This window comes from Photorhabdus aegyptia, assembly GCF_000612035.1.
Classification (GTDB): Bacteria; Pseudomonadota; Gammaproteobacteria; order Enterobacterales; family Enterobacteriaceae; genus Photorhabdus; species Photorhabdus akhurstii.
The window spans coordinates 1-13,690 of sequence record NZ_JFGV01000099.1 but is presented as its reverse complement, the minus strand read 5'-3'; the positions used below and the strand labels follow the sequence as shown (position 1 = coordinate 13,690).

General features: G+C 41.6%; 7 protein-coding genes. 3 read left to right on the top strand and 4 right to left on the bottom strand.

From position 1 onward, the window contains the following. Positions 1 to 1,003 precede the first annotated feature (1,003 nt). Both BA1DRAFT_RS20570 and sbcD read right to left on the bottom strand, forming a co-directional pair. Positions 1,004 to 4,690 (bottom strand): AAA family ATPase, encoded by a 3,687-nt coding sequence (locus BA1DRAFT_RS20570; RefSeq protein WP_036783266.1) that lies wholly within the window; start codon positions 4,688 to 4,690, stop codon positions 1,004 to 1,006. Continuing rightward, the gene (gene sbcD / locus BA1DRAFT_RS20565) at positions 4,687 to 5,922 is read right to left on the bottom strand and encodes an exonuclease subunit SbcD (RefSeq protein ID WP_036783263.1); all 1,236 of its coding nucleotides are present in this window, start codon (positions 5,920 to 5,922) and stop codon (positions 4,687 to 4,689) included. The genes BA1DRAFT_RS20570 and sbcD overlap by 4 nt, the downstream gene beginning before the upstream one ends. A gap of 304 nt (positions 5,923 to 6,226) precedes the next feature. Here sbcD and phoB point away from each other — a divergent pair, with 304 nt between their 5' ends. The 3 genes from phoB (at position 6,227) to brnQ (ending at position 9,960) form a co-directional block, all read left to right on the top strand. Then, positions 6,227 to 6,916 carry a phosphate regulon transcriptional regulator PhoB gene (gene phoB / locus BA1DRAFT_RS20555; protein WP_036783259.1) on the top strand — a complete coding sequence of 230 codons (690 nt, stop codon included), beginning with the start codon at positions 6,227 to 6,229 and terminating at the stop codon, positions 6,914 to 6,916. Between the two features lie 23 nt (positions 6,917 to 6,939). After that, the gene (gene phoR / locus BA1DRAFT_RS20550; protein ID WP_036783256.1) at positions 6,940 to 8,250 is read left to right on the top strand and encodes a phosphate regulon sensor histidine kinase PhoR; all 1,311 of its coding nucleotides are present in this window, start codon (positions 6,940 to 6,942) and stop codon (positions 8,248 to 8,250) included. Positions 8,251 to 8,628: 378 nt separating this feature from the next. Then, a complete protein-coding gene (gene brnQ, locus BA1DRAFT_RS20545) occupies positions 8,629 to 9,960 on the top strand; it encodes a branched-chain amino acid transport system II carrier protein (RefSeq protein WP_036783253.1) in 1,332 nt (443 codons plus the stop codon). A 139-nt stretch (positions 9,961 to 10,099) separates the two neighbouring features. Here brnQ and ggt read toward each other — a convergent pair whose 3' ends face one another. Both ggt and BA1DRAFT_RS20535 read right to left on the bottom strand, forming a co-directional pair. Continuing rightward, positions 10,100 to 11,860 (bottom strand): gamma-glutamyltransferase, encoded by a 1,761-nt coding sequence (gene ggt, locus BA1DRAFT_RS20540; RefSeq protein ID WP_036783250.1) that lies wholly within the window; start codon positions 11,858 to 11,860, stop codon positions 10,100 to 10,102. Between the two features lie 221 nt (positions 11,861 to 12,081). Further along, complete coding sequence (locus tag BA1DRAFT_RS20535) at positions 12,082 to 12,684, bottom strand: peroxiredoxin C (RefSeq protein ID WP_036783247.1); 603 nt, start codon at positions 12,682 to 12,684, stop codon at positions 12,082 to 12,084. Positions 12,685 to 13,690: the final 1,006 nt, after the last annotated feature.

Genomic DNA, 13,690 nt, shown 5'->3' with positions numbered 1-13,690 from the left:
TCTGATTTTTAGCCATTTTCATTTACCTCCACACAGACTTATTTTAAGTATACGCCTATGGGAGCTGAATTTAAGTGATAATCAGGTAAAATTTTATACCGATTAAAACCCGATGTTAAAATAATGCGTTTTAATAACAGTTTAAAACCTGCCAATCATAAAACCATCAGTGAAAAAACTTGACTCTATTAATGCTTATGTAATCAGGGGGAATAAATAAGAATATGAATAGATTAGGTAAGCTGTTTTCTTAAAGAGACTGGCTTTAATAACGTTCTCAATCGGGAAATAGACTTGTTTATAAAATATTAAATAATTGCTCATCGGAAGTTGACATAAAGATCCAAAAAAATGATTTAACAGAATGCGAATCTGGTTATTTACAATAGACCCTGTAAATACTTCAATTTAAGCCATGTCTCTTTTCATGCCTTTAATGTAATCTCATGCACAAATCAATTTGTGTTGTTATTTTTATAAACTATTTTTGCTCTCGGTTTACATTTAAATACCCACTTAATTGTTATCGCCTTTCTGGATGATTAATCTAACAAACCTTTTACTATCGATGATGAAAATAAGGCGTTATTAGAGAAAATCAATCAATAGACAATACGCTACCTGAAATCTTATATGATGGAAAAAACTTTATTTTTAAAAGGGGTTGTCAACGGCTTATGAGTTATTAAGGTTAAACCTGTTAAACCTATCGTTTTTAACAAAACCTGCGGACTTCTCCTTCCTGAATGTTAATTATGAGTAAAACGCGCTTTTAACATCAGGGGAAGAGGGATAACAAACAGCTCGAAGAATTATCATTTCGTTGGACGTTCTTGCTTCTTGATGTATGTTGGCGAGAGTAAGCCACGCAATACATTCAAAATCAGCAAGGGTAATGCCTTGCCGGAATTTCTTTCCCGCCTTTATGCTGGCGGGAGTATCCTTTTCAAGGAAAAAATGGCGGCAATCAATTCACTTTAGGAATACTTTTTATTGTTTCCCGCTATTGTTTACCATAACGAAACTCAGGGGAGAGTTTACTTATCCCAAGCCCATTAATTTTTTTAACTTTGATCTGCACGGGTATCCGTTCTTTCATGGCTTCAATGTGGCTGATAACACCGATGGTTTTACCGGAAGCATTTAAATGATCCAGCGCGTCAAGCGCAATATCAAGGGTTTCTTGATCAAGTGTGCCAAAGCCTTCATCCAGGAATAGTGAATCGATACTGGTTTTATTGCTGACTAAATCAGATAGTGCTAAAGCCAAGGCGAGGCTGACCAGAAAACTTTCGCCGCCAGAAAGCGTTTTGGTATCACGAATAGCATCGGCTTGCCAGGTATCAACCACTTGCAGTTCAAGACCATCACTGTTTTTACGTTGCAAATCGTAGCGTCCGTGCAATTTTTTCAGCCGTTGATTGGCGAGATGAACCAAATGATCCAGTGTTAATCCTTGAGCAAAACGACGGAATTTAGCGCCATCAGCCGAACCAATCAGGTTATTAAGATAACTCCAGTCATCATAATTTTGTTGGCAATGACTGATCTCTTCCAATAAGGATTTTTGCTGTTGACGGCGTGTTGCATCATTACCAAGCAGGTTTTTCAGCTCTCCTTGTTGTAAGGTGTTTCTTTTTAGCTCATCAATAAGGCTTTCCAACTGTTCAGTCAGTTGTGATTTTGTATATTGATCAAGTAATTCAGGGCGATTTTTCCGATGTTGTTGCAGGGCCTCTATCGCTTTCTGGCATAGGGCGTTGGCTTGTATCTGCTGTTGTTCAAGCTGTTCTTTGAGTTGTCTCAATTCCTTACGTTGTTCTTGCGATAACAGTGCCGCTTCAAGGGCATGTTGATCGGTAAATGGGCTTTTAGCTAACGCGACATTAAGGTTCTGTTCTGCCTGCTGTTTTTGTTGTTCAGATTGGCGACAGTTTTTTTCTGTCTCATGAATGGCGCCGGTTAGTTGGTTGATGCTGGATTGCGCTTGTTGCAGATGTGACAATGCTTGTTTGTGCATTTCCTCCAGCTTTTGAGATTGTTGTTGTAATGCCTGAGTGATTTCTGTAACGGATTGTTCACCAAATAGCTTTTTGCGTTGTTGTTGTGTCTCTGCGAGTTGTTGTTTCTGCTGTTGTGCTGTTTGATTAAGCTCGTTTAAACGGGATACATATTCTTCTTTCTGTTTATGCAATGATTCAATCTGATTTTGGATAACCGCTTCTTCTTTTTGGAGCTGTTGCCAGTTTTCATGGCAGTTTTGATATGCCTGCCACTCTTTTCTACGTTGTTGCAGCCAGTTTTCACTCTCATTGAGCATTGGCAGTGATAAATCATATTGCTGTAATTCTGACGTCATTTTTTCGATGACATCCGTCAGTTTACGCTGCTGCTGTTGTATTTCTGGTTGCAGTTCAGATAAGTGTTTTTTCAGTGCATTGTATTGATGCTTACTCAGTTCAATATTTCGCTCAATTTCTTTAACGTGTTCTTGATGAGCGGCCACTGTTTTTTCTGTTTTCTGGTACGTTTTTTCTGCTAGTTCAAGTTCGGTTAATTGGGTTTGGCAAAGCTGATGAGCAGATTGGTTTTGTTGCACAAATCGTTCAAGAGCGGGTTTATCTGAAAGAGAAATGTCGATCTGTAATGTTGCGCAAGTTTCCTGCCATTGTTGAGTTAATATATTCAATCGTGGTTCAGCATCAGCAATTTCTTGCAAAATATGGTCGTATTGTTGCTGTTGGAACTCTTTTTTATTGACCAATGATATTTGGGTGGCTTGTAACTCGTCGAATTGCAGACGTAAATCTTTTAACCGTTGTTCTGATTTTGGCAGTTCAATATTTTGATAAGCTTGAATGGCAGGATGATGTTCAGAACCGCACAGTGGGCAAGGGGAGTTTTCCTTGAGTTGTGCCCGTTCTTTTTCCAGACTAACAATCTTTTGTTCTAACTGAATACGTTGAGTCAGATCGGCTAAATGTTGCTGTTTGTCTGAGAGTTGTTTATCGATGGATTCAATTTGAACAGGAAGTTCCTTTAATAATTTTTCCGGTTGTTGTAAGCGAATATGATGACTGGCAATAGCGGCTTGTAATTGCAAGATTTGCGGTGATAGGATTTCCAGTTTATGTTGCAGCGGTAGCTGTTCCTGATATTGAGTTAATTGTTTTTTTAATTTCTCCGGCGAATATTGCTTTTGCAGAGTAAAAAATTGTTGTTTGGCCTGCTCAAATGCCAGTTCCAGAGGTTGGTTATTTTCAATCTGTTGTTTTAAATCTTCTCCTTGTTTGTTCAGATTATCGTTAAGTTGCGCGATTTCGGCGGTGAGTTCGCCAATTCTTTGCGTTTGGTGATCAATTTGTTGCTGCTGTTCTTGCCGCCAAGAGAATTGATGTTGCCAAAAAGCCAGCTTTTCACCGAAATATTGATGATAAGGTTGTTGTTCGAAATAGTTTTCCAGTTGTTTTCTTTGATTGGTGAATGATAGGGCGCGCTGATTTGCGGTGTCATATTGCTGACAGCGGTTTTCAAGTGCGGTTTTCTGTTCGTTGATTTGTTGCTGAGTAAGATTGAGTTCTTTAATCTGCACCGCAATTTGATGATCTAATGGAATCACCTGTTCTGTTATCAGCTTTTCTTGTTGTTGCCGGTGTTGTTGGTGTGCGGCTCTGGCAGAATCTGCATGAGTCACGTTTTGCTGTATCGGCTTGAGTGTCTGTTGTTGTTGATGAAGTTGCTGATGCATCTCTTTCAACTGTTTGCTGATTCTCTGATGTTCATATTGCGTTCGGTTTTGATCATCCAGCAATGGGCGCAATGTTTCTGCCGGTTCACTGCTAGCCAGTTTTTGCAGTTGCGGCTCTGCATGAGCCAGCGCTTTTTCTGCCTGTTGTAAGGAAGCGTTATTTTCAGTAACAAGTCGCTCAAGTTCTTCCTCACGTGTCAGCCATTGTGCCGAATGTTGCACTGTTTTTATCTGCTGATTGAGTTGTGATTCAGCATGGGTGAGTTGTTGCTGTTGTTCCAGATATTGTTGATGTTGTTCTGCTGTTAACAAATCAATGGCGGATGCTTTGGCTTGCAGAATATCCAGCTCTGATTGTGCTTGTTTATGTTGTTGGTAGATTTGTTGAGATAAAATTCCGTAAATTTCAGTACCGGTTAATTCTTCCAATAAATCAGCCCGTTCGTTTGGCTGAGCATTGAGGAAAGCGGCGAAATCCCCTTGGGAGAGCAACATAGATTTGGTGAAACGGCCGTAATCTAATCCGGTAATTTCAATGATTTTCTCTTTTTTATCCTGGATTTTATCGGCTAGAATTTTGCCGCTGCTGCTAAGGGCGAGTTCCACCTTAGGGGCTTGCAGATTGCCATTCGGTTGATTACGCGCTCGCCGTTGGCTCCAGAAAGCACGGTAAGCGACACCTTTCACTTCAAACTCAACTTCGGCTAATGATTCCGCGGTGTGTCGGGTCATCAGCTCGTTTTGCGAGGTAGAAATCGTTAAGCGTGGGGTTTCGTGATAAAGCGCAAGGCAGATCGCATCCAACAAGGTGGTTTTACCCGCACCGGTAGGGCCGGTTATGGCGAACAGACCATTGCTGGCAAACGGCTCTGCTGTGAAATCAATTTTCCATTCACCCTGTAATGAATTAATGTTTTTTAGCCGTAGACTCAAAATCTTCATGCCTGCTCCTCCTTGTTTTTAGTCTGATAGATATTGTTCACTGTTTGTTCGAAAAGAGTAGTCAGACGTCTTTTATGTTCTTCATCTTCGAGTGTTGATTGGGCAAGTCGCCGGGCAAAAACCTCGTTAACGCTAAGTTCTGTCAGGGTTTCTCTGTTTTCTTGCGCTAGCCTATTTTGCTGCTGTGTTTTACTGCGTCGCAGCAGAATGACTTCGACAGGAAGCTCTGCAACCATTGATTGAATTCTTTTCTGAATATCATGGAGGTAATCTTGGGTGGCAACTTCAATATCCAGCCAGACGGGCTGCTCTCCTTGATGGTCATTAAAAGTTTGTAATTGTTGCTCAATCTGTTGTAGGTCGCCCTTGATAAGCTGCATAGGCTGATATTGTGGAATGGGTAAAAGCTTAATAGATTCCAGTTTGCCTTGGGTAAATTCCACCAAGCAGACACTTTTCTCTTGCCCGACCTCATCGAAACTAAGAGGAATCGGGGAGCCGCTGTAGCGAATATGTTCAGATTTAGCCACGATTTGTGGCCGGTGAATATGCCCAAGCGCAATATAATCTACCGGCGGGAAAGCTTGCGCTGGGAAGGCATCCAATGTACCAATATAAATATCCCGCACTGAATCTGTAACCGTGGCGCCAATGGTCGTCAGATGCCCGGTGGCAATGATAGGTAAGGGCAAATTCAATTCATCACGTAATTCACACGCTTGCTGATAGAGTCGATAATAATGCTCTGCAATGGCTTCTTGTAATACGAGTTGTTTTTGTTCTCCTGACTGACCAGCCTGGCTGAGCATAATATCTCTTGGCCGCAGAAAAGGGATTGCACAAAGAATTGCACCGGCATTGCCTTGTTTGGTGGTGAGTACTTTTATCTGTTTTTGTGGTTCTTTTTCTGCATGTGCAATAACGGTGGCATTCAGGCAGGAAAGGAGTTCTTTTGATTCATTTAATGTTGCTACTGAATCATGGTTGCCGCCAAGGATAATTAACTGACAACCGGTCGGCTGTAGTTCAACGATAAAGCGATTATATAGCTCACGGGCGTAGCTAGGCGGTGAGCCGGTATCAAATACATCTCCGGCGACAATTAATGCATCGGCCTGGTAGTTTTCGATCTGTTTAATCAGCCAGCGCAGAAAATGTTGATGTTCAGCAGCCCGGCTTTTTGTAAAAAAATATTGGCCGAGATGCCAGTCCGAAGTGTGAATAATACGCATAGTTTCGCCGTCATTGGTTAAAGTGAAGCATGATTATAATCGCTGTATTCTGAATGTCGCTTTTAAATCCGATCTCTTGAATATATCTCCGAGCGGCTTCGCATTCATTATGAAATATGACAATTGTTAAATTAATTATTGCGAAATAGATTGCAGATAGCGGATAACCAAGGCAGGATTTCATAAATTTGTCATAAAACTGACGCATAATGCTTTTTCAAATTAGGCTGTTATCAGGTGCGCCGTAAAACCTCGTTCTTTAGGGCGTAGTGGATGTCAACTCAATATGTTAATGGGATTAATCATGGCAAGACGCATTCTGGTAGTTGAAGATGAAGCTCCGATTCGTGAGATGGTCTGTTTTGTTCTGGAAAAAAACGGGTATCAGCCGGTAGAAGCAGAGGATTATGATTCTGCGTTGGCATGTTTATCTGAGCCATATCCTGATTTAGTGTTATTGGATTGGATGCTTCCCGGCGGCTCTGGCTTGCAGATAATTAAACAGATGAAACGGAATAATAATATCCGTGATATTCCGGTGATGATGCTGACTGCCCGCGGTGAAGAGGAAGATCGGGTGCGTGGCCTCGAAGTTGGGGCGGATGACTATATCACCAAGCCTTTTTCTCCTAAAGAGCTGGTTGCTAGAGTTAAAGCGGTATTACGGCGTATTTCACCGATGGTCATGGAAGATATTATCGAAATGAATGGCTTGGTTTTGGATTCAACCTCCCATCGGGTGACCAGCCAGGATAAAGCACTGGATATGGGGCCGACGGAATTTAAATTATTGCACTTCTTTATGACTCACCCTGAACGGGTCTATAGCCGTGAACAGTTGCTTAATTATGTTTGGGGAGCAAACGTTTACGTTGAAGATAGAACTGTTGATGTCCATATCCGCCGTTTACGTAAAGTATTAGAGATTGGCGGCCATGATAAAATGGTGCAGACCGTTCGTGGTACGGGTTACCGTTTTTCTACCCGTTACTAAATCCACGCACCGGAGAATCTAATGTGTTAGAACGTTTATCCTGGAAGAAGCTGGTTTCAGAACTGTTTCTCTTTTGTTTGCCTGCGTTAATTTTGTCGATATTTATTGGTCATTTATCTTGGTGTTTATTTGTTTCGGTGTTTTTTGCGCTGATATGGCATGGTTATAATCTGCTGAAACTGTCGAATTGGCTATGGTTGGATCGCCGTATGTTGCCGCCGTCGGGGAGAGGAGGGTGGGAGCCAATTTTCTATGGTATTCACCAGATGCAGCAACGGAATCGAAAACGGCGCCGTGAACTGGCGCTGTTGATAAAACGGTTTCGGAGCGGGGCGGAATCATTGCCCGATGCCATTGTGATGATGACAACAGAAGGTAATATTTTCTGGTGTAACCGCCTGGCGCAACATTTACTCGGTTTTCGTTGGCCTGAAGATAATGGACAGCATATTTTTAATTTACTCCGCTACCCTGATTTTAGCCGATATATTCTTTCCAGGGATTTTTCACGCCCTTTATCCATTGAATTAAATAATGGTTTCACTGTTGAGTTCCGGGTGATGCCCTATACGGAGGGCCAATTCTTAATGGTTGCCAGAGATGTGACTCAGAAGAGAACACTGGAAAATGCCCGTCGTGACTTTTTTGCCAATGTCAGTCATGAAATGCGTACTCCTTTAACCGTCTTGCAGGGTTATTTGGAGATGATGCAGGATCAAGCAGAGGATAATCCGCTAAATAAGAAAGCGCTGCATACGATGCAGGAGCAAACCCGGAGGCTGGACAGTTTGGTGAAGCAGTTGTTGCAACTGTCTAAAATTGAAGTCGCTCCCCAGATTGATATGAATGAAGTGGTTGATGTGCCTTTGATGCTTAAAGTATTGCGTCAGGAAGCCTCGGCACTGGGTAATGAATGTTATAAGATTAATTTTGATATTAGTGAAGGACTTAAAGTGTTCGGCAATGAAGAGCAGCTTCGCAGTGCAATGTCGAATTTGGTTTATAACGCGGTTAACCATACCCCGAAAGGGACTCAGATTGATGTCAGTTGGAAAAAGAGTTCCCACGGCGTTGAATTTACCGTGAAAGATAATGGGCAAGGCATCAGTGCTGAACATCTACCTCGTTTGACCGAACGTTTTTATCGGGTGGATAAAGCGCGTTCCAGACAAACGGGAGGAAGTGGTCTCGGTCTTGCGATTGTGAAACATGCCTTACATCATCACCATTCTCATCTTGAAATTTCCAGCGAAATAGGGAAAGGGACGATCTTTAGTTTTACTTTACCAACAGGATTGATGGTACCTGTCAAAATAACCAGCAAACAGAGATAGGAATAGTTTGATTAACAGTAATAATTAATCTTCGCAATTGATTATTATTCTTTCAGGTTAAAAAAAACGCAAATCATATAGTGTTTATTCAATGATAGCTAACAGCAATCACTAGTTTTGAAAAAGAGTACGGCATATACTTCTGCATTCTGGTTTATCTATTGCCTTCTGGCACTATAAAAGTTTTACTTGTGGGCAGTTGTTGGCGATTCTATCTATAATAACTGCTATAAATCTGTCTTCAACAGATACTTGGTGAATATTATTTTGATAATGAATCGTTAAATTAGGGTTCAATATTGTCAATATGGGCTTAGCTATTGGCAGTATTTATATTATTCAGGCCATAAATATGGTAACAAAATATTAATAATCATTATGACACATCGTTTATCATCTAAGGATATTTGGGCATTAGGGTTTATGACTTTTGCTCTGTTTGTGGGGGCGGGAAATATCATTTTTCCCCCTATGGTGGGGTTACAATCAGGTGAATATGTTTGGTTAGCAGCACTAGGCTTTCTAGCGACTGCGGTTGGTTTACCCGTCATCACAATCATCGCGTTGGCAAAAGTTGGCGGTGGTATTGAAGAGCTGAGTTCACCTATTGGTAAAGTTGCTGGTTTGCTGCTGGCGACAGTTTGTTATTTGGCTGTTGGTCCTTTATTCGCTATCCCACGGACTGCAACGGTCTCTTTTGAAGTAGGTATTGCCCCGCTTACCAGTACCGGCGAGTTACCCCTGTTTATCTACAGTCTTATTTATTTTGTGTTGGTAATTGCTGTTTCCCTGTACCCAGGCCGTTTGCTTGATACTGTCGGGCATGTGTTAGCGCCTATCAAGATGTTGGCGTTAGGTATACTTGGTGTTGCTGCTTTACTTTGGCCGGCCGGTGATTCAATTCCAGCGATTGATGTTTATCAGCAAATCCCATTCTCCAGTGGCTTCGTCAATGGTTATCTGACGATGGATACGCTGGGAGCGATGGTGTTTGGGATTGTTATTGTTAACGCTGCGCGTTCAAGAGGCGTTGCCTCATCTTCATTATTAACTCGTTATGCAATGTGGGCAGGTTTTATTGCCGGCTTTGGTCTGATACTGGTTTATCTTTCCCTGTTTAAGTTGGGAGCGGGTAGTGGATCGTTAGTGCCTCATGCAGAAAATGGCGCGGTCATTTTGCATGCCTATGTTCATCATACTTTTGGTGGCGTTGGCAGTATTTTCCTGGCTGTGCTGATTTTTGTCGCCTGTATGGTGACTGCGGTTGGATTAACCTGTGCATGTGCTGAGTTTTTCAGCCGCTATTTGCCCCTGTCTTATCGTTCACTGGTTCTGATCCTTGGAGGATTCTCCATGTTGACTTCCAACCTTGGTTTGAGTCATTTGATTAAGATTTCTATACCGGTACTGACAGCTATTTATCCACCTTGTATCGTTCTGATTGTGTTGAGTTTTACGCTGTGCTGGTGGCACAATTTTACCCGCATTTTGGCTCCGGTAATGTTAGTTAGTCTGATATTTGGTATTTTGGATGCGATTAAGTCATCTGAAGTATTAGTTTATTTGTTACCAAGCTGGGCAACACGTTTACCACTGGCGGATCAAGGGTTGGCTTGGTTAGCGCCATCCCTGTTGGTTTTAGTTGTAGCTGGTATTTATGACCGTGTTTTAGGGCGCTCTGGTACCCGCGAGACGCAAATGCATCAGTGATGATGTTTGTTTCTCTGACTGTTTGCCATCGTCGGATGTTCAGGGAAAGTATGGGATGGGGTTCCTGAAAAAAGGATATCCCATCCCGATATTGCCTATACAGATTAGCTATTTTTTTAGTTGTTGGTCATTTTGGTCATTAGTAACCAATAGCCGCACCGGCCGGGCGTCGGACATCATTGGCGCCATAAAAATGGTTTTCACGCACTTTACCAGATACGGCGGCATCATTGCCTGAAGAATTAGCTGAATCGCCAGCGGTTTTAGGTAAACCCACCATAATCACTTCAGCAGCGCCCCACGGTATCTGTTCCACCATCTTGTATCCCATTTTTTCTAGTAAACTCAACGAGTCTTTAGAAATACCATGTTGCTCATAATAAACTTCGTCGGGTAACCATTGATGATGAATGCGGGGGCTATTAACCGCTTCTTGAGGAGGCATTCCGTGTTCAATGATGTTTAAGGCAGTTTGCAGGGTGATAGAGATAATACGGGAGCCGCCGGGTGAACCCAAGACGAGGAATATTTTGTTGTCTTTTGTGACAAGTGTCGGGCTCATTGAAGATAGTGGGCGCTTACCAGGGGCAATAGAGTTAGTTGCGCCTTGAATGAGACCATGAAGGTTCTTCTCACCAATTTTAGTGGTGAAATCATCCATCTCATCATTGAGGAAGAAACCTGTTCCGGGGGCAATAACGACAGCGCCAAAAAGTCCATTGATAGTATAGGTGGTTGAAACCGCATTACCTTCTTTATCGACAATGGAGTAGTGCGTGGTTTCTGGTTTTTCATGGGGGCCAATACCGGGCTGAACATTCTCTGATAATGTTGCTTTGCCGGGCTCTATTTTTTTACGTAGAGATTCGGCATAACTCTTACTCAGTAAACGGTCGATGGGATTTTTGACAAATTCTGGATCACCAAGGTAAGTATTTCTGTCCATGTAAGCATGACGCATGGCTTCTGTCAGTGTGTGAATATAATCAGCCGAGTTGAATCCCATTTCCTTAAGATTGTAGCCTTCCAAGATATTCAGAATTTCACACATGGTGACTCCGCCTGAACTTGGTGGCGGTGAAGAGATAAATTTATAACCGCGATAGTGACAGGTGAGGGGGGGTGTTTCTGAGATTTTATAGTTGGCAAAATCAGCTTCGGTAATGATACCACCGGATTTTTTAGCCGCTTCGGCGACCAGTTTAGGAATATTTCCGTGATAGAACGCTTCCTGCCCTTTTTTGGCAATTAACGCCAACGTATTCGCCAGATCGGTTTGTATCAGCCTGTCGCCCGGTTGATAAGGAGAGCCATCTTTGCGTAGGAAAATACGGGCTGCTTCTGGATCTTTGCGGAAGCGTTTGATTGAGGTGTCCAGAATATCAGTGTCTGCACGGGTCAGTATAAAACCTTCTCGTGCCAGCTTAATTGCAGGCGCCATGACTTGTTCACGGCTTAATTTGCCATATTTTTTTAGGGCGTTGTCTAACCCCATCACGGTTCCGGGCACACCGGCAGCACGGTAACCATATAAACTGGCTTCTTTAATAACATTGCCCTCTTTATCCAGATACATATCGGCACTTGCTGCACTTGGCGCGGTTTCACGGAAATTAATAAAAGTATTGGTACCATCAGCCAAATGAATTGTCATAAAACCACCGCCACCGATATTTCCACAACATGGATTAACAACGGCTTGGGCATAGCCAACGGCAACGGCTGCATCAACTGCGTTTCCACCCATTTTGAGGATATCGACACCAACTTGTGAAGCAAGATGTTGGTCTGAAACGACCATACCATTTTTAGCTTCAACAGCCGGTTGCGAAGCGGCATAAAGATGGGATGAGATAAGCAAAGATATGATTGCCAGTGGTGTTTTCCATGTTTTCAACATATTTTGGGCTCCTGTCTTTTGGTGAGGTTATTTGTGTCAGTTGTAATAAGTTGTTTTATTTACACTGATTTTAATGTTAAGCAATTGTAAATTTAATTATAAATGGCGATGGTTATCAGGAAGAGGGAGTTTTTGTGCGCAAGGCGGCAAAACGAGGAATTTCAGCAATAAAAAAACCAGCCGGAATAACCGACTGGTCTGAATATGGGTAATAACTAAGATTATAGTTTAGCGGCGTTTTGAGACAGATATTTAGCTACGCCATCTGGAGAGGCGCTCATGCCTTCTTTACCTTTTTCCCACTGTGCAGGGCAGACATCACCGTGCTCTTCGTGGAATTGCAGTGCGTCAACCATACGCAGCATTTCGTCAATGTTACGGCCCAGCGGCAGATCGTTAACGACTTGATGACGAACTACGCCATTTTTGTCGATCAGGAAAGAACCGCGCAGAGCGACACCCGCTTCTGGATGTTCAATACCGTATGCTTTTTGAATGTCACGTTTAGTATCGGCGACCATTGCATATTTAACTTCGCCAATACCACCTTGATCGATAGGAGTTTTACGCCATGCGTTATGGACGAATTCAGAATCAAAAGAAACACCGATAACTTCAACACCGCGCTTTTTGAACTCTTCGTAGCGGTGATCAAATGCGATCAGCTCAGAAGGGCATACGAAAGTAAAGTCCATTGGCCAGAAAAAGATAACCGCAGGTTTACCATTCAGGTGTTTTTTCAGGTTGAAATTCCCAACTATTTCGCCGTTGCCGAGGACTGCTGCTGCTGTAAAGTCAGGGGCTTGACGAGTTACCAGAACCATGAGTTACTCCTGTAGTTTTACGAGGTTTATGTAAAAATTAGATATAGAATAAAGAATTAGCGTACACCAATAAAGGATAAAATACTAATCTTTGCAATAGATTTTACCTATTAATACTTTATTTTTATTTTCTTTACCTTAATAAGGTAGGGGATTTTTGCAAAGGTTTATTCGGATTCAAACTAAGAGACTTATATCAATTAGTCTATTTTTATTCGTTATAGAGCAAATCTGGGCACTGTTCGGGCCACTCCTAATACAACCCGTCAGCGCGACCGAAGAGCGTTATTCTCACCTATTACTTACCTACATTTACTTACATGACGATTTCTGTGTCCATCATTTATTCTCCAGCATAGATGGGCAATTTGTAGTTATTGGAATAAGAACTTACTGAAATAAGTTAAATAATTATGTTACTTAAGCATTTATAAAATTTATATTATTGACTGTTCTGAGCAAAAATTTACATTTACTTAAACTATCAATTTTGATATTTATTGAGGATAAATATAAATTTATATTAACTTTCTAACGTGAAAAACAGAGGTAGAAATGAGGAATCTTAAAGACGTCAATAGGGAAAATTTTTTACAAATAAAATGTAATATGAATGAATTGACGCGAGAAAACCCACATTTTTCCCTGCTGATTTCTCCCGTTTCAAGCAAGATCCGGCCCTATTTTTGTATCCTATTTCCTCCAAACAGCTTTTTGAAATGTTGTTAAATCATTTGTGTAAGTTCACTGCTTGAACAATGAACTTATTCAGGATTGTAACCAGTGAAAATATTCTCAGCCTTTGGTTGTATGAACTTTTTTGAATAATAAGAGTAGCCGCAGTGTATCCATGACATCCTTAGATTAACAACAAAGGAGATATTATGACCATCAATATTCAGGAAGAATTTGACAAATTAATAGAAAAAGCTTACGAAATGTTCCCACAAAATCTTGAAGCAGATACTTATATTCAGCCCTGTGACTGCGATGTTAAACCGATTTA